General features: G+C 57.7%; 19 protein-coding genes and 1 pseudogene. 8 read left to right on the top strand and 12 right to left on the bottom strand.

The genetic code is table 11. From position 1 onward, the window contains the following. Positions 1-126: 126 nt before the first annotated feature. The 4 genes from BI327_RS43615 (at position 127) to BI327_RS34975 (ending at position 4176) form a co-directional block, all read left to right on the top strand. Positions 127-354 (top strand): integrase core domain-containing protein, encoded by a 228-nt coding sequence (locus tag BI327_RS43615; protein WP_076865932.1) that lies wholly within the window; start codon positions 127-129, stop codon positions 352-354. A gap of 918 nt (positions 355-1272) precedes the next feature. Beyond that, positions 1273-2499 carry a class I SAM-dependent methyltransferase gene (locus BI327_RS34980; protein ID WP_076865931.1) on the top strand — a complete coding sequence of 409 codons (1227 nt, stop codon included), beginning with the start codon at positions 1273-1275 and terminating at the stop codon, positions 2497-2499. Next, the gene (locus BI327_RS42030) at positions 2496-2843 is read left to right on the top strand and encodes an NAD-dependent epimerase/dehydratase family protein (RefSeq protein ID WP_143271745.1); all 348 of its coding nucleotides are present in this window, start codon (positions 2496-2498) and stop codon (positions 2841-2843) included. The genes BI327_RS34980 and BI327_RS42030 overlap by 4 nt, the downstream gene beginning before the upstream one ends. Before the next feature lie 25 nt (positions 2844-2868). Beyond that, complete coding sequence (locus BI327_RS34975) at positions 2869-4176, top strand: DUF4910 domain-containing protein (RefSeq protein WP_245335023.1); 1308 nt, start codon at positions 2869-2871, stop codon at positions 4174-4176. Between the two features lie 453 nt (positions 4177-4629). Here the strand turns inward: BI327_RS34975 and BI327_RS34970 are convergent, their stop codons facing one another. The 6 genes and pseudogenes from BI327_RS34970 to BI327_RS34950 all read right to left on the bottom strand — a co-directional run bounded on the left by BI327_RS34970 (position 4630) and on the right by BI327_RS34950 (position 8220). Then, on the bottom strand, positions 4630-5571 hold the full coding sequence (locus tag BI327_RS34970; RefSeq protein ID WP_076865929.1) for an NAD-dependent epimerase/dehydratase family protein: 942 nt from the start codon (positions 5569-5571) through the stop codon (positions 4630-4632). Positions 5572-5764: 193 nt separating this feature from the next. Beyond that, positions 5765-6544, bottom strand: coding sequence for a glucose-1-phosphate cytidylyltransferase (rfbF, locus tag BI327_RS34965; RefSeq protein WP_076866100.1), 780 nt, complete (start codon positions 6542-6544; stop codon positions 5765-5767). Further along, positions 6541-6795 (bottom strand): hypothetical protein, encoded by a 255-nt coding sequence (locus BI327_RS42025; RefSeq protein WP_143271744.1) that lies wholly within the window; start codon positions 6793-6795, stop codon positions 6541-6543. Before BI327_RS42025 ends, rfbF begins: the two co-directional genes overlap by 4 nt. Positions 6796-7006: 211 nt before the next feature. Continuing rightward, on the bottom strand, positions 7007-7546 hold the full coding sequence (locus BI327_RS34960) for a DUF2285 domain-containing protein (protein WP_245335022.1): 540 nt from the start codon (positions 7544-7546) through the stop codon (positions 7007-7009). 46 nt (positions 7547-7592) lie between these two features. Continuing rightward, entirely contained in the window at positions 7593-7787 is a 195-nt protein-coding gene (locus BI327_RS43805; protein ID WP_076865927.1) for a transcriptional regulator domain-containing protein, read from the bottom strand. A gap of 156 nt (positions 7788-7943) precedes the next feature. Further along, positions 7944-8220 (bottom strand): annotated as a pseudogene (locus tag BI327_RS34950) (DNA -binding domain-containing protein). A 711-nt stretch (positions 8221-8931) separates the two neighbouring features. Here BI327_RS34950 and BI327_RS34945 point away from each other — a divergent pair. Both BI327_RS34945 and BI327_RS34935 read left to right on the top strand, forming a co-directional pair. Continuing rightward, positions 8932-9156, top strand: a complete 225-nt coding sequence (locus BI327_RS34945) for a helix-turn-helix domain-containing protein (RefSeq protein WP_076865926.1) — start codon at positions 8932-8934, stop codon at positions 9154-9156. Between the two features lie 857 nt (positions 9157-10013). Then, complete coding sequence (locus tag BI327_RS34935; RefSeq protein ID WP_076865924.1) at positions 10014-10778, top strand: amidohydrolase family protein; 765 nt, start codon at positions 10014-10016, stop codon at positions 10776-10778. A gap of 2363 nt (positions 10779-13141) precedes the next feature. Here BI327_RS34935 and BI327_RS34925 read toward each other — a convergent pair. Then, a complete protein-coding gene (locus BI327_RS34925; protein ID WP_076865922.1) occupies positions 13142-13891 on the bottom strand; it encodes an enoyl-CoA hydratase/isomerase family protein in 750 nt (249 codons plus the stop codon). Positions 13892-14555: 664 nt separating this feature from the next. Between BI327_RS34925 and ccrA the strand changes: the two genes are divergently transcribed. Further along, positions 14556-15851, top strand: coding sequence for a crotonyl-CoA carboxylase/reductase (gene ccrA, locus BI327_RS34920; RefSeq protein WP_076865921.1), 1296 nt, complete (start codon positions 14556-14558; stop codon positions 15849-15851). Positions 15852-16417: 566 nt separating this feature from the next. On the opposite strand, the gene BI327_RS34915 is transcribed toward ccrA, so the two are convergent. The 5 genes from BI327_RS34915 to BI327_RS42495 form a co-directional block, all read right to left on the bottom strand. Continuing rightward, positions 16418-17956: a porin gene (locus BI327_RS34915; RefSeq protein WP_076865920.1), complete on the bottom strand. Its 1539-nt coding sequence runs from the start codon at positions 17954-17956 to the stop codon at positions 16418-16420. 916 nt (positions 17957-18872) lie between these two features. Next, a complete protein-coding gene (locus tag BI327_RS41170; RefSeq protein ID WP_159450509.1) occupies positions 18873-18995 on the bottom strand; it encodes a transposase domain-containing protein in 123 nt (40 codons plus the stop codon). A gap of 14 nt (positions 18996-19009) precedes the next feature. Next, a complete protein-coding gene (locus BI327_RS43610) occupies positions 19010-19438 on the bottom strand; it encodes an IS66 family transposase (RefSeq protein ID WP_283807827.1) in 429 nt (142 codons plus the stop codon). Further along, positions 19438-19755, bottom strand: coding sequence for an IS66 family transposase (locus BI327_RS43605; protein WP_076865918.1), 318 nt, complete (start codon positions 19753-19755; stop codon positions 19438-19440). The genes BI327_RS43610 and BI327_RS43605 overlap by 1 nt, the downstream gene beginning before the upstream one ends. Before the next feature lie 31 nt (positions 19756-19786). Beyond that, on the bottom strand, positions 19787-19954 hold the full coding sequence (locus tag BI327_RS42495; protein ID WP_159450508.1) for a hypothetical protein: 168 nt from the start codon (positions 19952-19954) through the stop codon (positions 19787-19789). Between the two features lie 108 nt (positions 19955-20062). On the opposite strand from BI327_RS42495, the gene BI327_RS34895 reads away from it, so the two are divergent. Next, a partial coding sequence (locus tag BI327_RS34895; RefSeq protein ID WP_143271742.1) for a helix-turn-helix domain-containing protein occupies positions 20063-20277 on the top strand: 215 nt, incomplete at its 3' end.

The following is a 20277-nucleotide window of genomic DNA, read 5'->3' as shown; positions in this document are numbered from 1 at the left end:
CGACGTCGTGGAGCTGCTGGAAAGGTCCCGCAGGGAGGGGGAGCTTCCCGGCGACCATACGGTCGATCAAGGCAGCGAGTTATTTGACCGCACGATCTTAACCTGTGGGGCGATCAGCGCGGCCTCATGCCGGAGTTGTTGCGGCCTGGTAAGCCGACCGACCGTGTGGTCATCGAAGCCTTCAACGGTCGCTTGCCGATCGAATGCCTGACCATCCATTGGCTCCTTAGCCGCGCGGATAAAGTGGAGGATCGGCGCAGATACTGCAACGAAGAGCGCTCCCGCGGGACGGTCGGCAATCTGTCGCCGATCTTGCTGCAAACCACTTCCGCGCAACGCGCCCGCCTAGCCTGATCAGAGGTGCATACCTGAGGGTTAAACTTCGATCTCGCTGCAAGCCAATGATCGACCCTACTAATTTTGGGAGGAGATTGCCGAGCTCAGGCTGGTTAGAGGGAACATCGAGGCTCATAGGAATTGGTCTCATCGACAAGGCTGACAAGAAGGGACCTATGGCAAGAGACGACCACTTTGCCAACGGAACGCCAGTCTCGCCGGATCGGACGTCACTGGGTCGGTCCGCCGTAATCACAGCAACCCGCTTCGCTTGGCTGCCACGCGATCTCAGTTCCGGCGACGAAGGTTCATACCCTAACTCAGTCGCGCCCCCATCCCCCTGCTCCATCAATGTTCCGCCGCTCCTTTTCGGCTTCGTCTATCACAGGCCATATCAGGGGGACGGCAGCGACATCGTGGCGCTTCGCATGGCGAACGTCACGCTCACCATGGCCCTGGGCTGGATTTGCAGGTTCCTTATGATCCGACATCTCTGGATGGCGGACTGGCCGCACGCAGCGGCGCTATCGGCAGGCATCTCCAACCTACGTTATACGGCCTTCGTAGCCGAGATGCTCATCCCCGGCTACAACGCACTCACCCTTCTGCTTTCAATTGATCCCGATGGTGATGATCAGTTTGCGGCTGGCCGGGCGGCCGGGGCGCGTTCGCCCCCCTCTTGGAGTGGATCCTGGCGGGCATCGGCGGCTGGTGTCGATTCAAGGCCAAACCGCCCCCTGCCGCAATTGCCGTCATCGTTATGTTCCATGTCATCGACGAACGTCGCTGCTGCACCACATGCTATTCGCCGCCCAATGAGGAGCTATTCGCTTCGATGATCCGATGGCTGACGTAGCATGGCCTTTGCCATCACCGACTTGTCCGCACGCGATCCGACGCATCCGCCTCTTATGCCGACTTCAAGGGACGAGGCCTATGAAATGCCGCAATTGCCAGACGCCATTACAACATTTGGTCCTTGACTTGGGACACGCGCCGCCATCTAACGCTTACCTTTCGGAAGCGCAGCTCCACGAACCGGAGACGAGCTTTCCGCTCAAGATCCTTGTCTGTCACGCGTGCTGGCTTGTACAAACCGAAGACCACGCCGCCGCGGACAAACTGTTCTCCAACGAATACGCATACTTCTCCTCGACGTCGCAGGGCTGGTTGAAACATGCCAGGGCCTATTGCGAACAGATCGCCGAGATGCTGCATCTGACCCGAGACAATTTTGTCATCGAGGTCGCCTCTAATGACGGCTATCTTCTCAAGAATTTTGTAGCGATGGGCGTACCATGCCTGGGCATCGAGCCGACTGCCAGCACGGCCGATGCAGCCGAGCAGATTGGCGTGCCGGTGCTTCGTGAATTCTTTGGCGCTGCCACCGCTACCAGGCTGGCGGCGGGCGGGCAACAGGCAGATCTGATCTGCGGCAACAACGTCTACGCCCATGTGCCTGATATCAACGACTTCACATTGGGCCTGCGTATTCTACTTAAGCGGCACGGTACGGTGAACCTGGAGTTCCCGCATCTCAAGAACATGATTACGCAGAACCAGTTCGACACCGCCTATCACGAGCACTTCTCGTATCTGTCGCTGACCGCGGTTATTCATATCTTCGAAAAGGCCGGTCTACGCATCTTCGACGTTGAGCAGCTCCCGACGCATGGTGGCTCTTTACGGATCTATGGCTGCAACAAAGATGATGCACGCAAAACGACGGCAGCGGTCACGGACATGCTGGCAGAAGAACAAAGGCTGGGGTTGCTAGACCCCGGTTTGTACCTGGCATTCCAGCAAAGGGCGGACAAGGTAAAGAACGATTTCTTGGCTTTCCTGATCGAGCAGAAGCACGCCGGCAAGTCGGTCGCCGCGTATGGCGCAGCTGCCAAAGGCAATACATTGATGAACTATGCCGGGTTGAAGCACGATCTGATCAGCTTTATCTGCGATGCGGCAACCTCGAAGCAGAACAAGTTCATGCCCGGCAGTCACATTCCGATCCTTCCCCCAGCAGAGCTCGCGAAGCGAAAGCCAGATTGGGTGGTCATCCTGCCCTGGAACATCGCTGCCGAGGTAATAAGGGAGCATGAGCAGATCAGAAGGTGGGGCGGCAATTTTGTCATTGCGGTTCCCGAACTGAAGGTTCTGACATGATGGTCTTGCTGACCGGTGCGACCGGATTCAACGGGCGGCATGTGGTCACCCGTTTTCTACGCGAGGGCCATTCGATTGTTGCCATTGCACGAAATGCCGGATCGCGCTTCAAAGATGTCGTCGCACCCAAAGAACTACTTCGGCGCCCGTGGTTAGGCCGCGGATTTCAAACCAGCGATCGAGGCGAACATGATGATCGCGCCCCCTCTCACTTGGCACAGTTGAAGGTTGATCGGATGGTTTTCACTTTCAACGATCCGGCGCCTTCTATTAGACGGCCTGAGCCGGAGATAATGTTTCGTCAAGGATTGCGGCCTGACCAGCTTGCAGATCGCGAGCTGTAGTGATCCCGACAGAAGCGAGATGCCAATGAAGCTCGACGTAAAGGAAACGGATAAGAAGCCAGCGATTGACCTGTATCAACTCGTCTGCGAGATGTTTCCGATCAACCGCAGTCAAACCGGATCAGGGGTTCGCAAGACACTGAGCATCGTCGCCCGCCACATTGATCTCGAGATCAATGAAGTCCGGACGGGAACGCCTGTTTTCGACTGGCACGTTCCGATGGAATGGAATATTCGGCGCGGGTCGATCTCCACGGTGGGCGGAAAATGCTTGGTCGACTTTGCCAGCAATAATCTTCACATTCTGGGTTATAGCAGGCCGGTGCAGGGAGTGTTCTCGCGTGCCGAACTCGCGCGGCACATCCACACGCTGCCTGATCAGCCAGATCTTATTCCATATAGGACCGGCTATTACGCCGACGATTGGGGCTTCTGCCTGCCTCATAATCTTTGGCGGACCATGAATGATGACGCCTATCATGTCGAGATTGACAGCGATATCTCGCCTGGTTCAATGACGTTTGGTGAGTGTTTCATTCCCGGCGAGACGCCGAACGAAGTCTTGCTCAGCAGCCATATCTGTCATCCCAGCCTCGCAAATGACAATCTTTCGGGAATCGCGGTCATGACCGCGCTAGCCATGCGGCAGGCGTGGCAAAAACGACGGCTGGGGTATCGATTTCTTTTCATTCCAGCGACGATCGGAGCCATCACCTGGCTTGCTCGCAACGAGGCGGTATTGGCAAACATCAAGCATGGCCTCGTACTGACATGCTTGGGTGATAACGGACCATTTCACTATAAGCAGAGCCGCAAGGGAGCGACGATCGATCGGGCCGTGGCACATGTCCTCAGGCATTCCAGCCTCCGCCACGAAATATTGCCGTTCGCCCCTTACGGATATGACGAGCGGCAGTTTTGTTCGCCTGCTTTCAATCTGCCGGTCGGCTGCCTGATGCGCGGCGTACATGGTGCTTTCCCCGAATACCATACGTCGGCAGACAATCTGGATTTCGTAAAGCCGGACGCTCTCGATCAATCTTACTCGGTCATAGAGACGGTCTTGGATTTGCTTGATGCGGACTGCACGTATGAGCGCGTCGACGGTCGATGCGAGCCTCAGCTTGGAATACGCGGTCTCTACAGAACGATCGCTGGGCAACGCGAGGCGGGCGGCGCCACGCAAATGGACCTATTGTGGTTGCTCAACCTCGGAGATGGCGACCATAGCCTGTTGGAAATTGCGGTGCGGGCCGACGTCCCCTTTGCTCGGCTTGAGTCCGCCGCGCGGATCGCATTGGACGCGGGGCTTGTCCACGCGCGTCCCGAATGATCCAAGCGGGTCGAATGATACACCATCATGCCGCGAGTTCATCTTGCAAGTCGATCGGCTCGATGGCGTTGGGGATGTTAAGTTCCAAACTGACGACGAGGTGCCGTCTCGGAGCTTCTCCACTTGGATTGCGACGAACACGTTCTTGGTCGCCTTGGCCGACGGCCCATGCTTTTGCCTGTACAGTTTCTTTCTCCGCAATACCTGATTGAGCAATGCTTGAAGCCCGATATCGAACCCTATCTGGCCCCGCGCCGCGTACTGTTGGAGCCGTCGCGACTGCGGAATCTGAACCCGGCATTGCGAGGTCTCCTCATGATGATGCACTTTGGCAATGCGCGCTGCTTGGCGGTACGCAAGCCGCAGCACGCGATCATTGTCAGGGCGAGGCGCACAGGAGCCACGCATTCGTGGCAATCGGGCAACGGGTGACGCCCGGGCCCCGCAGCCAGGTCATGCCGAGGGTCGGGATCGATACCATTCCACTGTACGGCGCAGGCCCGCCTGCAACGTTGTCGAGGGGTTCCAGCCGATCAATTTGCAGGAAGCGCCAACATCAGCTTTCAATATCCGCTCGAGCGGTCGATCGGGAACCGCCCCGAAAAGCGGTTCGGGCGCACCGGGAATCAATTCTCTTAACTGCTGCACGATTTCCCGGATCGTGCACACCTCACCCCATCCGAGATCTATCACGCGGCCCTCAACGCCAGATGCGTGGGCGCATACCATAAGGCCATCGACCACGTCATCGACATAAATCCAATCAACCCGCCGGACGCCGCTGCTCAGCTTGGCACGCTCACCATGCAAAAGCGTGGTGATAACATAAGGGACCAGTTTCGTGAGGTCCGCCTGCGCCGGGCCGTAAACCATGGCGATCTTCGCGATGACGACCTCGCTCTGGTACAGCGCCTCGAACATCCGAGCATACCCGGACGTAGCCGCTTTTGCCGCAGCATAGGGCGAGCGGGGTATCGGATCCGGGTTATCCGGCTCTTCAACGGAGCCCGCGAGCACGATCCGGCCAGCGCCGCTTTCAGCGGTGACCAAAAGTAGATTGAATGCGGTGAGGAAGTTGTTTTGCAGGATCGGCAGCACCATTTCGAAGCTGCGTGAACCCGTCACCAGACCAGCGAGGTGATAGGTCATGTCAGGCCGGACAGTCCGGATCAGTTCTCGCGTTGCTTGCAGGTCAATCAGATTGACGTTCCACCAACGGATAGCGATGGCACGTCCGGTGTTGCTGATATCTCCACCGATTGATTGCCACCAGGCCGGAACGTCGAGCGGGGGCTGGCGCGAGACCGCGTGCAATTCGACGCTCGAGCCCGCGAGCCTTTTGCAAAGCTGCGATCCAATGAAACCTCGTGCGCCGGTCACCAATACCTTTTCCATAGCCGCATCCTCGTGACAGAAATTGCTTTGGCCCGTCAGGTCGAATGATGAACACGGCGAATTGCCGTGGAAGACCCGGTGGAACCAGCGCGTAACCGATCACCCGCCACCGAGACGTTGCACCCAAACCGCGAGCCGCGCGCTCTTGAAGCCCGCGAGCCGTGGCAAAGGCGAGTTCCTTGCTCAGAATCGCTTATCTCTCCCATACTTTCCACGGCGCCTTGCCCTCCCCCCAGAGTGCTTCGAGGAACGTCTTCTCACGCAGAGTATCCATGGGCTGCCAGAAACCATGGTGCTGATAGGCGGAAAGCTGTTGCTGCTCGGCCAACGCCATGAGTGGCTCGCGCTCCCAGACGGTCGAGTCGTCCACGAGTAGATCAATTACTTTCGGGGAAAGCACGAAGAAACCACCATTGATCATTTCCCCATCACCCCGAGGTTTCTCCTTGAAACTTGCGACACGGTGACCCTTACAAATTTCGAAGGCGCCGAAACGGCTAGGCGGATAGGTGGCGGTTAGAGTGGCGAGCGTACCCTGCCGACGGTGGAAGGCGATCAATGCGGCTATGTCGATGTCTCCCACACCATCGCCATAGGTCAAGCAGAAGGCGTTCTCATCAGTCAGGTAGTTAGCAACTCGCTTGAGCCGACCACCGGTCATCGTCTTCTCGCCAGTATCGACGAGCGTCACCTTCCAAGGTTCGGCATGGTGCTGGTGGACCTCCATGCGGTTACTTGTCATGTCAAAGGTGACATCCGACACGTGCAAGAAGTAGTTGGCGAAGTATTCCTTGATCAGATAGCCCTTGTAGCCGCAGCAGATCACGAAATCGTTGATGCCATAGTGCGAGTAGATTTTGAGGATGTGCCACAGAATCGGCTTGCCGCCGATCTCTATCATGGGCTTGGGGCGGAGGTGGGTCTCCTCGGAGATTCGGGATCCAAGGCCACCCGCGAGGATCACAGCTTTCACCACCGGCCCCATTTCTGGCTGTCCGCCTGTTGTTGCCTGCCTTCAGGGCAGGATTGCTCCGCCCGCGCCGCGCGGCGTACGGGCTTCAACAAACACTGCCACCGGTAAGCGTTCGGATCATCCCCGTCATTCGCGAGGTTTTTCAGCGTAGTGGCGGCGGCATGGCCCGCCTGCCCGGCTGAAGCAATGACACTGGCTTGGTCAAGATGATGCAAGCCGGCCGGATCGGCGTCGCCGGACAGAGCCGGCAAAGTCCGATTCAATCGGACCGACCTTCCGCTCGCATATTGGTTGGCTCTTGGCACAGGCCCCTTCCTGCCAGCCTGATAGACGAGGCCTCATTCCAATGGATTAGCTTCGACGAACTTCTAACTAACCTGAGCCCCGCAATCTCCTCCCAAAATTGGTGGAGTCGATCACCTCGGTGCCAGGACTTCGGCGCGACTATGATCGGCGAAGAGCTCAGGAAGCGTCGTCCTTGCCATTGCGACGGAGCAATGTGCAATAGCTACCTCGCACGAGGCGCAGCCCCATCTGGACCAGGCGGATGGTCCGGCTGCGCAGATCGTGTGTTTTCCAGCCTCGATCGGGAACGCGATGCATGCCAAACAGACCTTGCGCGATCTTGCGATAACTACTCCCTTCCAGCCACCCATCCACCGCACGCAGAGCGAGGATGTGCCGATGCCGGGCCTGGATCGACAGAGAAAGAGGAGGTGGTCCGATGGCGCGCTGTTCGAGCGCCAACCAAAATCGGCGTGCTGCCTGCAGGCGAATGTCGAAATTGCGGTCAAGCGGCAGATCGACCGCAACCAACGAGCCGCCCGGTGGAAGCTCTCTTAACCAGAGGCGATGCTTGGCTCCTCCAAGCGGCACGATGGCATGCCATCCATCTTGCGCATGGCGAAGCTCGCTGCCTGCCAGTTTGCTGAAATCCAGCTCGCCCCCTTTGGACGCCGCCGAGCGGATCGCCGAGCGGACGGGCAGCACCGTCGACAGCACTTCAGGCGCCCAGAAAATAGTTTGCCCGTCGAACGCCCTTTGCGGATCAGCTGGAAAACGTCAGCCCCCACTTCCGTCGGAAGTGATCCGACGTCGCGCTGGACTGTTCGCTGCGGACCAAGGCCCCAAAGTCTTGTTGATACTCGTGATCGCGGCGAAGCCACTCCCAGGCTACGTCCGCAGCTTCTGCTTTCCTGATCTCTTGGTATGCGCTCTCTGATCTCCAGTCGGCACCTGGCATCGTACTGTATTCCCTGGATGACACACGCAAGAAAAGAAGCCTGACAATTGCGACCCATTTCTGGTTGCATCATTTCAGTTGTTCAACACTGATGCACTTAGTCGACGGAACGATCTACATATGCGATGGGAAAGACGTCAGGCCAATTAGATACCGTCACCCTTCACTTTTCGGCCAACTCCGGCGCAGGAGATCACGATAGCCATGACGTGCCGCCCACTTGGCGCGAGCCGGATGACTGTCGAACGCACGGCGCGCGCGATCGGGCTCGAGGGCGGGGTCAATACAAAGCACAATGCGCGCGACTTCGCGCCAATCCGCATTGTCGGATTCGGCATCGAGCAGACGCATATAGGTGACGGCGTGCTGCTTGTCGTATGGCGTGAGCTCGGGCGCGCGGCGCCAGATCTGCGACCTTGGGATCAGGCAGCACTGCTTGGAACTCCTACCAATCCGGAAAACGTCTGTGTAAATCTCAGTGATCGTAGCCAAAATACCGGGCATCCTGGTGCTGCCGATTGTCGCGCCCCTCGGGTAATATTTCCCGCCGAAAACCGCGATGGGAGGTTACGATCGGAGATCCTCATGCCGTGTCCGATCGTTTTCTCCATTTCGTAGGGTCCGAGTTCGGCCACCGCGGATTTGACTACAGTTCGGTCGGAGAGATCAGCAGCTTCGCCCATCCAGTTGGCGTCTGCTCCCTTTTCGGCCGTCGGAAGAGATGGACGCGTGCGCTTTGGCGGACAAAGTCGTTGCGCTCGCTCATTGATGACTGCCTGCGCGGCCCAGCCGGCTTGTGAGAACTTCGTTCTCGATTTCGAAATCCACGCGGCCAATTTTTCTATTTGGCCGCGGCGCCCACGAGGCAAGCCGCGGTAATCTCGGGAGGCCATCCATTTTACCTCGCCATTACGAGCGCGCGCGCTGACCCGTCAGGGCCGCCAGTAGGTCACCAGATGCAGCTCGCCATGGGCAGTGAGCACTGAACTAGCCAGAGCAGGATCAGCGAGGGTCAAGTGGTGGGGTTCGGACACTTACGCATGCGCACCAGATTGAAGCAGCTTCCGTTCACAACGTGCATGAGACGGCATTTTGTCAAGTATATCGAGGTGCAGTATATTGAGCAAGCGGCATCCTTTCCCGCATGGATTTGCGGGAGACATTCGCCACCAATTTGCGCCGTCTGCGCAGTGCGAGGGGATGGTCCCAAGACGAGCTTGCCTTCGAGGCCAAGATAAGCCGGGGCTATTTGAGCCTGCTTGAAAAGGGCGAGTACTACGTCAGTATCAAAATCATCGGTCGCCTTGCCGACAAGCTCGACGTTGAGCCTGATGAGTTCTTAAAGCGGTCAGCAAAGCGAGGCCCCTAGGGAGGCCAGCCCAATCCACATCTGCTTCCACTCCGTATCTTCTGGTCCGTTCCGTCGACCTTGAAAGCCTGTCCGAGTGATTCTGGGCCGCCGCGCATAGGCTTTCCCGGCCGATATCACAAGGTAAAGAGTCACAGGCACAAGCCACCGAGACAGAACAGTGCGCGCAGAACGAACTCCCCGAAGCTCTCGGTCTGCGCAACAACGTTTTCGTCGATTTCGGAGTCGAGGTCGCCTGTGATAGCGCGGTGGAGTTGCTCGAACGGCTCGGCAACTCGCCGAGTGCCTCGTGGCCATGGCCCGGTCAGGACACCCGCCAAGCTCGATGTTATCATTCGGGAAGCTTGCCTCGAGACACGATACCGGTTGGGCGGGAGTTCGTGCGCGTTGGAGGAGTGTTGTTGGGGCATCATTGGCTTGTTCTCAAACTCATCGAATCCGAAGCTTGAAGGGAGATTGGTCGGTACACTGACGTGCAGAACGCGCCCGTCATTTTCGTCCGTAACGTACGAACGACATGAGTTGCTTTCTCCAGCCGCATTGTCCCTTTTTCCAGTTCGCGCTAACGGGGAAGCGAGCCTAGGGATGACAATCCTGGGCTCATAAACAAACGATCATCTACAGCGAGCCCGTACTGATGGCGTGCGAGCATACCACCTGGAACACGACTCTATCGGCGAGATCAGGTAGAGCCAGCACCACGATCTGCCCGCACGGCGGGACGTGGTCCGCCGCGCGCTTGAGCACAAGCTCGCCAGTATCTACGGCCGCCGGGCAGCCGTCGATGACCTTGGGTTTCGAGTGTACTACGAGCTAGCTAGCGCTGTGCCAGTTGTGGTCCGCGGCGGGAGCGCCCCATGAGAATCGATTGCGAGGTTCACGCGTTCCGACAGGACGCCCGGCAGGCGGCGCCTGTCATGAACGGCTCCTTGGCTCAGCTGGAAAGCGCGGCGCGCGGCTGCGCGATCACTGGGTTCGTACTTGTCCAACCCGCTTTCCTTCATGGCGACTCGACCGAGCTCTTCGCCCAGGCGAGCGAGGCCCATATGCCGGTGCGGCTGATTCCGCCCCTCATACAACCGTTGGCGCCCGGGATCTTGGAGCAGTGGGCCCGATCAGGCGCTGTGGGTTTGGCCGTAACCCTTGATGATCCTGATCCGTTGGCCGAGTCCCTCGAGGCTGCCCTTCAATTGGGCCTTCACCTGGAGATATCCGGCGGGATCGAAGGAAGAGAGCACTTCGCAGAGCTGCTGCTGGCCGACGGCCATCGCCTGGTGTTCCGAGACTTCGGACTTGCGAACTGCGCCCGCGATCCTTCCTGGGATCCTCGATTGGAGCGGCTCCTCACACTCGCTGAAGGCGCCGAGGTGTGGGTGAAGCTGTCGGGGGTCGGACGTGTTCCAGATGATTGGGCCAAGGCAGCGGCGGTTCGGCTACTGGAGGCACTTGGATCAGAACAGCTGCTCTGGGGGTCGGAGTGGCCACACGTGACGGCCGCCCATGCCTATGCGCCGTCCTATACAGAGACGTTGGCATGGTTAGAGGAGCTCGTCCCGGACGCGGACGCGAGAGGACGGATCCTTGGCGAGACCCCGGCCGCTTTGTATGGTTTCCGCAACTAAAGACCTTTTGTTGAAGAAAAAAGCGAAATACGTATCGGGCACGGCGAGTCTGTTTTCCGGGTTTGCCAAGGGCGAACAGAGCTTCCCTCGATGGGAGTCGTCAGATCGAACCGGTCCCATCGACGCACTCTTAGGACCGACACGGCGGTCGCGCGGAACGCAGAAGGCAAGCACGCCGGCGCGACATGGATCGATGTAATTCGGGTGTTCGAACCTTCGCGGAGGACGGGTGCGAACTGCCGAAGAAGCAAACTTCTCCCTCCCGGCCTGCCTTCGCGATCGCAATGGCGTTTCTCAGGTTCACGACGTCGATTCCGACAAATGCTTCCCTACAGTCCACCACGGCTCGCCCTCTTATATTGAGGATCGGCTTGGACCCGCGCGAGCACCCGTCGGACGCGCAGTGTACGGCGAGCCACCTCGTCGGCAGAGACGGACATACAGGCTTACAGCTTTGCCGACACCGCCTGGAGAGAACGCAATGTCCCGCGGTCACACACGGAAGTCCGACCGCGCCTTTTCGCTCTTCGGAAGCAAAATGGGCCAGATAACAATACGTCGATCGGGAACATCGATAGACGTCGCAGCACGCGGCGCTCGCCACTCTGTAGGCCGGAAGATCTCACACACGCTCATAATGGCCTATCGGCTGAGCGAGAAGATGGATTCGCAGATCGGCAAGCTCCCACTTTCAACCTTCTTTAAACAAACGATTGGCTGAGATGCACGGCTAGGCTAGCGCGCTCCTCTACTAGAATCGGTAGGAGGGCTCTCTTTCTTGATTGATGTATTCTTCAAGGCGAGATCGGCGCTTGGGCCATCAGACCTCGGCATATCTAGTATCGTCTGCTCTGGAAAAAGGATGGTTCGATTCAACTAGAGATCATGAGAGTTCGTAGTCGTCTTCACGCAAAAGGACATACCATGCCGGAAGCGCTTGTGACACGGACTTCACGTGGCGCTTCGGACAGTGAAGACCATCCCTAAGCATTCAAGCTTGACGCAATAATACCGCTATGAGGGCGCTTCTCGCCAGAGCAGCGTATTTCGCGCCAGGAGTTGCCGATGGCGCATCGTGCGCTTCATCGTCATGAACGCGCGGGATTTGCGCCTTCTGCCAGAAACGATTATCCATCTCGCGGTCGCCGCAAAGTCTATCGATAGGACAAATTGGCTCGCTCTAAAAGCCGGGCAGAGGCTAAGCTGGCCGGGACACAAACAGACGGCTGTATGGCAAGCCACACTAATACGCCGTTCGACGTGCTCCTCCCGGCCAAAGGTTTCCCCCCGGCGCAAACATACTTGAGCGGACCACGTTGCGCATCCGGTGAGGCAGAGGACTTTTGAACAGCTAACAGTAGATATTGAAAGAGCCAGCTGAGAAGGCGCCTCGAAAACCATGTGAGAATTATGAAGGTGAAACACGTCCCACCGGCGTCATGCAGCTCATCAGGCTCGACCGTCGTCTTTGTAGGCAGGAATCGTCGCGGCAACTGGGTTGCCCGCGAACGAAACGGCCTCTTTGGCGGCCTTTTCGTGGACCGTGCCCAAGCGCTCAAGTACGCCCTACTCGAGATTAGTCACCGTCGAGAAAGTGTGATCGAGGTGTCGGGCACAATTGAGCTCGACGTCCCGTTGATTCGCAGAAGGCTGACGAAAGGCGCGTAGCGGCAATTAACTCCTCTAGAAAATGGTAGGCGATTCTCTTCGCGTTTTCTGTACTCTCACCATCAGGAACCGCATTGAGAGCCTGAGAGCCTTCGTCGAGTATAGTTCAATGAAAAATATTCCAGCGGCCTCGAACTGGTTTAACAACAAGCTGCTCGGAAGCTCTTCATGAGAACGCTTGCCTATACAATAACGCGGCAGTTTCCCTGGCCATTCGTACGTGACAGAAAAAGACAGTCGGCTACATATCCCCCTCAATCTCCGGTCGACACCAGACAGAAGCAGCTACTGAGTCTCATTCACCTGCTTCGTCATGCTGAGGTTGAGATACTTGAGCTGGACCTCGAAACATCGGCGGTTCTCTTGGGAGCCGCGATAACTGATCTAACTCGACATCTGGACTAGTGTACGGCTGGCTACAACTGCGACTTTGGGAAGACATATCTTGGTCGTGAATACAGCGCGATGGCTTAGGCAAGCACCACACCTCTCTGCAGAGGTTCGCTGGCTGTCCTTCATAGTCGCCGATCCACGCGGGTTCGGGCCCCAGTATAATGGATGCCAGTCAATCCCATGAGCTAAAATTGGGAAAGTTCGCGATCCAAAGATATTATTTACGCGCCCGATCCTATCCGGGGTGAATCGGCCCAAACCATGGCGATGCCATGCCAAGGCTTGTTGTAAATCATGGTCTATTATCGCGTGACCCGAGCGAAATGGGCTTGGGCAGAGCTGCTACGAAATCCATCCAGAATGATATTCTTTGCCATTGGCTTCAGCTCTCCCAGCCCGGCAATGAAGGAACGGTTCACCGACTCCTTCGTTCGCCGATAAGCGACTTCCGGATAGTCCCCAAGGATGCCAGCTCTCCAAATGGCTCTCTCGACGACGTCCCGCGGCTCGGCAATCTCATTGAAGAATTTATGCTCTATCCCCCATTCAGGCGGCACAACCTCGCAGCCGAAGACAATATCCGACATCGCCGAACGCCCAAATGATTTCCGGAGCATGTAGGCCCCGATTGGACAAGCCAGTCCCTGCTTGAGCTCAGAGCCAAGCGCCTTCGCCGTTGGCGTTCCCACGCGCCAATCGCAGCAGAGTGCCATCTGAAGCCCGGCACCTATGGCGTATCCGTCAATTCCTGCGACGGTAGGCTTTGTTACGCTGAGGATGGCAACGTAAAGCCCGACTGTCCGGTCTATCAGACCTTCAACGTCGATCCGGGTTTTTATTTCGCGTGCTTCGTTTAAGTCGTCACCGACACCGAAGGAGCGATCCACTCCACCAGTAAGGACGATTGCCCTGACGGTCGGTTCGTCTTGCGCCCATCGACATGTCTCGACAATACCTCGCTCAAGCTCTCGATTGAGCGGATTTAAGGGTTTCTCACGATTGAACTGCACCACAAGAACGGTCCCCGCCTTGTGAACATTTAGGGGTGCCATGCAAGTCTCCGGTCAGGTTTGTGAAAACGTCACCACTGGGCGGCCGTTTGGCGTACAAAGGACCGAGAGGCGTGTAACGAGTCCAGCTCTTGACTGAGCCAGTCCGTCACCTCTCCCCGTGCTCGCGGCCGCTCCTTCGCATTCGCGCTTATCAGCTTTTCCATTCAATCCAACAACCAACGTCTCCTGATAGGTGTTCTTTTCTGTTCCGACTTCTCCTTTTCAGTGTATAATGCGCCGTCAACTGTTCAGCATGAGAGCTGCGCGAGCATACGGCCCCGGCGCACAGGAGCAGAGATGCCTGAAGGAGATTGAGCGTCGCTTTTGCCGATTGAAAATGAGTGTTGGGAGAATGAGATCGTGATTCTGATCGCCCGGCCCGGCGATCGCGTTAAGGTCGAGATCTCACACCGATATGGTGGCAGTTCAAGGGCGGATGGACATCAGTCACGCAACCGCTACGGCCGGCGCATATGCTCGAAGGACCTGTCGTGCTGCCTCGCTTCCAGAGCTTGCAGCGAGTTCGGCGCTCAGCAAACCCGCGGTCGAGCCTCCTGGAACAAAACCATCGATCAACATCGCAGGTGGTCGTTTGACGTACGCGTGGAAGGACGCGTGACTGGCTGGGCTCTTCGCGCCTGTCGCCATTTCATCGAGGTGACCAATGAGTAGAGTCGATCAACGCAACGGACTGGATCCATCGATCGTGGAGAGTGTCCCGACGATTCAGAAGGATCTTTACGAGATTGGCGAAATTCCGCCATTGGGCTACGCGCCGAAGCACATGTTTGCCTGGGTCATACGCCGGGAGCGGCACGGTGATCCGGAGAATGCAATGCAGGTGGAGGTGATTGAGACGCCGCCTGTGGGGCCTGACGATGCCTTGGTCATGATTATGGCCGCAGGGGTAGGCTACAACGGTGTTTGGGCGTCTCTCGGGCAGCCAGTATCACCCTTCGATTTGCATCGGCACTCCCGTCACATCGCGGGATCGGACGCGGCGGGAATTGTTTGGTCCGTTGGAAGTCGAGTAAAGAAATGGAAGGTGGGTGACGAGGTTGTTGTCCATTGCCACCAGGACGATGGCGATGATCTCGAGTGCAATGGCGGGGATCCGATGTTATCGGCTTCCCAGAGAATTTGGGGTTATGAAACCCCGGACGGATCCTTCGCACAATTTGCATGCGTTCAGTCGCGTCAACTATTGGCGAGGCCGGTACACCTCAGCTGGGAGGAGAGCGCGTGCTATATGGGCACGGTGGGTACTGCATACAGGATGTTGTTTGGCCATCACCCGCATTCGGTTCGACCAGGTCAGAACGTGTTGGTGTGGGGTGCGGCTGGCGGGCTGGGTTCGATGGCGGTCCAACTCATAACATTGACGGGCGCTAATGCCATCGGTGTTATTTCTGAGGAGTGGAAGCGTAGCTACGTGATGTCATTGGGCGCCAAAGGCGTGATAAACCGAAAAGAGTTTGACTGTTGGGGAAGACTTCCGGATAGCGATAACATCGCTGCATACAGGGATTACATGAAGGAGGTGCGCCGATTCGGCAGAGCCGTTTGGGAGATTACAGGAGGGGCCACCGATGTCGACATGGTATTCGAGCATCCGGGAGAGATGACATTTCCCGTGAGCTGCTACGTCGTGAAACGGGGCGGAATGGTTGTGTTCTGTGGCGGGACTTCTGGTTACTACCTTACTATGGACGCTCGCTTTGTATGGATGAGACAAAAAAGAGTCCAGGGCAGCCACTTCGCGAATCCATATCAATTGTGGGAAGCGAACCGGCTTGTTCGCGAACGACGGATTGATCCGTGCCTTTCCGAAGTCTTCACCTGGAAGGAAATCCCACGCGCGCACAGGAAGATGTTAAGGAATGAGCATCAGCCCGGAAATATGGCTGTTCTCATCCAGGCAAGTGCGTCGCAGTCGGGCTGTCAGGTTTCAGGAGTCTGATTGTCCGTCAGAGGGGATCGACCGAACGTCAGGCGGGCGCGAATACGCGAGCGTGCGGCCATACGGAGAGCTTGAGCGGGAGTGATCGAAGGTCGACCGACAATATGAATGTCGATATCGTTGTAGGCCTTCAAACTACAGCACGATCGGAAACTGGTCAGGATGCACCATCGATTAGCGGCCGCCGTTTGCAGTGGCGATGAGCCGCGGCAATTAGTGCACTGATCGTCGCGAGCAGTTTATTGAAGTCCGAAATCTGGGGTGTTAATAGGTCGTAAGTCCGCAGGCGCCCCCGCCTTCAGGCTTACATGAGTTGCACGAGGTGCCCTGAGGCGACAGTGAAAGCATCTAGTTACGTGTTCCTGCGAACGATTGACCAGATTCGGCGGATCCAGTTTGTGTTAGCGGCCAAGAGTCAGCTTTGAATGTGCAATCTCGATTCAATGCCTGCTATCAGACCAAGTCGAACTTCAGGTCAAGAACAAAGTGGAGGCCTCCGGCGGGCATGCCGGAGGCCTTCTGGAGGTCAAACCATCGACGTTAATCGCCTGCTGTCTGACAGAACATCACCAATTCCGTTGTGCGCGCAGCAGCAGCGAGACTGCGCTCTGATTTCTCAGTTCATAAACCCCACCTGGCTTGGCGGTACCTGCCTGCAGCGGCAAGATCACCGTGCTGCCGCCTGCATACTTCTGGTCGAGCATGGCGTAATCGAGTTCAGCCGAGAAGGTCAGGTTCTTGACCGGGGTCCAGCGTGTGGCCGTACCAACAACGGAATAATTGAAGTCCGGATTGCAGCCAGCGACACCGCTCGAAAGAGCAAGATTTGCGACAACGGCCCCGCAGATGTAGTTCTTCGCAGTTCCGTTATAGCGCACCGCGGCCCACGCACCAAACAGGGTCGTATTCCAATATGGATTCCAGTTGTGGGTATAACCACCTTGGAACCCATAGGTTGTGGTCAATTGCATGCCTGATCCGGTCACGAACACCGCGTCGGACAGACCGGCGATACCTACGCTTTGGTAAGCGCCGGCGAGACCCGTGCCGCCATACATAGCGTAGGTGCTGGACGCATAGTCCTGGAAGTTATAGCGGCTCGCCCCGTTGGTATAAACGGCGGACATATTGATGGTGTCACCCGGACCCGTTGGAATGTTCTTGATCGACAATGACAGCTGGCCTGCCCAGCCCCACTTGTCATCAGGATGTCCGGTCAACTCGGTGCCGCCGTAGTAGGCGGCGTGGTTGTCATGCGCAGCGAAAGACGCCTGGAAGAGTCCCCAGGACTGATCGACACGAAGCATCGCGACCAGATCGGGAGCTGCCGTGCCGGCGATATCGTTGCCGCCATACGCGCCGGCTGCGATACCGGCCGCTGAAGCGGCACTGACGTTCCAAAGATTGCTGGTGTAGAGGGCAACCTGATCCTGTGCCGACAAGGACAGCGAGACGCCCTGACCGAAGCCTGCCGTATACGTGAACTGGTTCACAGGATCCCAGCCTCCACCGCCGGGCAGCCCGTCCATTGCGTTCGCAGGATAGTTGGCCCATGGCGCCGAGAACTGCGACTGCGCCTTACCTATTGTGAAGCCTGCGAATTGAATGAATGCGTAATAGACGCCAACGGTACCATAAGCTACATTGCCCGCACCCGCATTGGCAGGCGCAGCGGTGCCGCCGAGAGATTGGTAGATAGTTGAGCCGTTTCCAGCGCCGCTGTAACCGCCTGAAGTCCAGGTAAAGACCGAGTCGAAGTAAGTTCGGACCACACCGTACTCGGTCGCCGTGCGGGTATCGATGGTCAGATCCTCGCGAGAGCGCCACGAATATGCATTGCTGAAGCGGTTCTGCGCGCCACCTGCGCCACTATTGGGTACGTCAACGTTGCCGTTGGAGTGAACATTGAGTTCGGCCCGCACATAGCCTCCGAGTTTGATGCACGTATCAGTGCCGGGGATATAGTAGAAGCCAGGCCCGTACAACGAGCACACCTTCACATAGTCGATCGCCTTCGCCTTGACGGGCAGATCCGCAGCCTGCGCGCCGCCAGCGACGATTAATCCAGTTGCCGAACCGAGCAGAATGCTTTTCTTCAATCTCATAGGACGTCCCCCAAATCGTTTCACCCTCGGAAGTGGCCTCCCAACCTGGTCGTGCGAGAGATAACCAACTTCGCCTCGGCCGCCCCCAAATCGTGTGATCTGCAGGGCTCCTCTCAAACGCACGCCGGTCGACTGGATCGATGTGCGTCGCGGCGCGGACCATTCCGCCGCTCGCTTGAAGAAGCTGACACATCAGGTTCATAGTCGCAGGGCAAAGTTTGTACGATGCGAACAGATCGGGGCGCGCTGACGGCTACCGTGCTTTGGTAGCTTCACATCGGTACGCTTCGTACCGATAGCAATGTTTTTCTTCAAGGATTACAGGGCGAACTTCCGATGCACTCGATCGATGATGAACGAGCCACTTACACGAACATTGCGCGGCTACGGATGTCGAATGCCGACGTCAGATTTGTACATCGCAATTCGTTGGCTTGAAAGAAAATGGAGTACGAAAGTTCAAAAGTTCGGCTGCTTTGCGCAATAGCTACTCCATTGCATCTCAGGCCAAAAGGAAGGACCGAAAGTGTGCCAATGTTAACAGGACGCTTCAGCACATCCCAGCGTCGCTGACTAAGGTGTTGATCGTACACCTGCGCGCTCGCTGAGCTTTAGGCTCGATCGTCGACGGAAGAACATTTCGCCGCTTGCAAGCGGAGCTCATCCTCACGGTGACGGTGCAAAAGGTTTGCGAGCTCGCACTTCGCTCACTCCGGAAAGGGCTCGGGTAGCGTCACTTTCCAGAGCTTGGCGTTGACATAAGCCCGATACCATCGACAAGCCCATCGCGTTCAGGCGATTGCGACTTTTGCGAAGCAGTGAGCGAAGGTCACGGCTCAACGCCTGCTCCTTCTTGCTAGTTTGACCACCGCGGCAGGCGAGCAGCCTTACGTAAGCTTACAGTGAGGCGTTGCGGTCACTCTCGCCTGTTTCGGTGACGGCCATTCCACGGATGCAGTTCGTTGAGCCTTTGGGCTGGATGTACGGCGATGCGTGCCAGGACATCGGCGAGCCAGGCTCGTGGATTTACGTCATTCATTTTGACTGTGACGATCAGGCTGCAAAACATCGGGGCACGGTTGCCACCGCGGCCGGAGCCGCAGAGCAGCCACGACTTCCGTCCCAGGCAATGCCGCGCAGAACTCGTTCGGCGGCGTGGTTCGACAGGCAAATGCGGGCGTTGTCGAGGAACCGGGTGAACGCACTCCAGCGCTTGAGCATGTAGCCCGTCCCCCTTGGCGATATGGTTGCGCCGTGAGAGCTTGGAGCGTTGCTCACGCATCCAGCTTGCAAATCGGCGACCAGCGGCGCGCTGAGCTCGTGGCGGACAGCCCAGCGCCGTTCGGGCGGCTCCCCGTTGATGCCTCGCTCGATCTCGAAAAGGCGTCGATCCGGCGGACTGCTTCCAGCGTTCAGAGAGGCGAGATCAACGCCGGCTTTTGCCCTGCACTTGCGGCGCGCATCCTCCGCAGGACCAACCATCACGAAGAACGGCCGCGCAACATGGACCCCGCATGCGGCTTCGAGGATCGGACCCGCGTTGCGGCCCGGATGCAAAGCTTGCCATAGCGGCCATAGGCATCTGTCTGGAGGATGCCGCTGTAAACGGCCATATGGGCTCGGGGACGCTCGTCGGCGTGATCGCGTGAGTAACAAAAACACTTCCCCCCGCGGAGCCGCCCGCCAAAAGGCGGCTTGTCATCGCGCACATAGACCCAGATTCGGCCGTGTCGTCTTCCTTTGGCCAGGATCGCCCCCCGTAGCGTCGTTCCCGTGCAATCGCTCGGCGCCCAGCACATGGCCCCCCCCCCAGGCGCCGGAACAAATGCGTCAACGCGACGGGTAGACAGGCTGATCGGCACGCCCTCCCTGTTCAACGATGGTGACGAGTTCCTGGCCTTCATTGGCCATACGCCACTGGTGATCCACAACGCTGGCATAGCGTTCGGCCTGCCGGTTCAGCGACGGATGCTGGCCGAATTTCTCGAACAGCACCATCGCCACAGGCGCGGGCCGGCCTAGCTGTGGTCTGTCAGGAGGTTGTCCATCTGGTCTGAACCGAGGAAGCTGAGGTTGCGAAGCTTCAGTGTTCCAAGGAGAGACCAGATGAACGTGCACAAGAATGCGCCTTTGACGCCCAAAGGTCGAGAGGCGATGGTCCGAAGCGTGGTTCAAGGCGGGCTAAACCAAGCTGGCGCGGCTGAGTTGTTCAATACGACGCCGAAGTCGGTCGCCAAATGGGTCAAACGGTACCGCGCAGAAGGTGTTGAGGGGTTGCGTGATCGCTCCTCAAGGCCCCTTTCATCGCCAAGCCAAACCCC

Source organism: Bradyrhizobium mercantei (genome assembly GCF_001982635.1).
Lineage (GTDB): Bacteria > Pseudomonadota > Alphaproteobacteria > Rhizobiales > Xanthobacteraceae > Bradyrhizobium > Bradyrhizobium mercantei.
Note: the sequence above shows the minus strand (reverse complement) of the source record. Positions and strands in the feature narration are given on the sequence as shown.

Coding starts and splice junctions, on each gene's coding strand:
- BI327_RS43615 (WP_076865932.1), top strand. CDS start 127: ATGCCGGAGTTGTTGCGGCCTGGTAAGCCGACCGACCGTGTGGTCATC.
- BI327_RS34980 (WP_076865931.1), top strand. CDS start 1,273: ATGAAATGCCGCAATTGCCAGACGCCATTACAACATTTGGTCCTTGAC.
- BI327_RS42030 (WP_143271745.1), top strand. CDS start 2,496: ATGATGGTCTTGCTGACCGGTGCGACCGGATTCAACGGGCGGCATGTG.
- BI327_RS34975 (WP_245335023.1), top strand. CDS start 2,869: ATGAAGCTCGACGTAAAGGAAACGGATAAGAAGCCAGCGATTGACCTG.
- BI327_RS34970 (WP_076865929.1), bottom strand. CDS start 5,571: ATGGAAAAGGTATTGGTGACCGGCGCACGAGGTTTCATTGGATCGCAG.
- BI327_RS43805 (WP_076865927.1), bottom strand. CDS start 7,787: ATGCCAGGTGCCGACTGGAGATCAGAGAGCGCATACCAAGAGATCAGG.
- BI327_RS34945 (WP_076865926.1), top strand. CDS start 8,932: ATGGATTTGCGGGAGACATTCGCCACCAATTTGCGCCGTCTGCGCAGT.
- BI327_RS34935 (WP_076865924.1), top strand. CDS start 10,014: ATGAGAATCGATTGCGAGGTTCACGCGTTCCGACAGGACGCCCGGCAG.
- BI327_RS34925 (WP_076865922.1), bottom strand. CDS start 13,891: ATGGCACCCCTAAATGTTCACAAGGCGGGGACCGTTCTTGTGGTGCAG.
- ccrA (WP_076865921.1), top strand. CDS start 14,556: ATGAGTAGAGTCGATCAACGCAACGGACTGGATCCATCGATCGTGGAG.
- BI327_RS34915 (WP_076865920.1), bottom strand. CDS start 17,956: ATGAGATTGAAGAAAAGCATTCTGCTCGGTTCGGCAACTGGATTAATC.
- BI327_RS41170 (WP_159450509.1), bottom strand. CDS start 18,995: ATGAATGACGTAAATCCACGAGCCTGGCTCGCCGATGTCCTGGCACGC.
- BI327_RS43610 (WP_283807827.1), bottom strand. CDS start 19,438: ATGGTTGGTCCTGCGGAGGATGCGCGCCGCAAGTGCAGGGCAAAAGCC.
- BI327_RS43605 (WP_076865918.1), bottom strand. CDS start 19,755: ATGTGCTGGGCGCCGAGCGATTGCACGGGAACGACGCTACGGGGGGCG.
- BI327_RS42495 (WP_159450508.1), bottom strand. CDS start 19,954: ATGGTGCTGTTCGAGAAATTCGGCCAGCATCCGTCGCTGAACCGGCAG.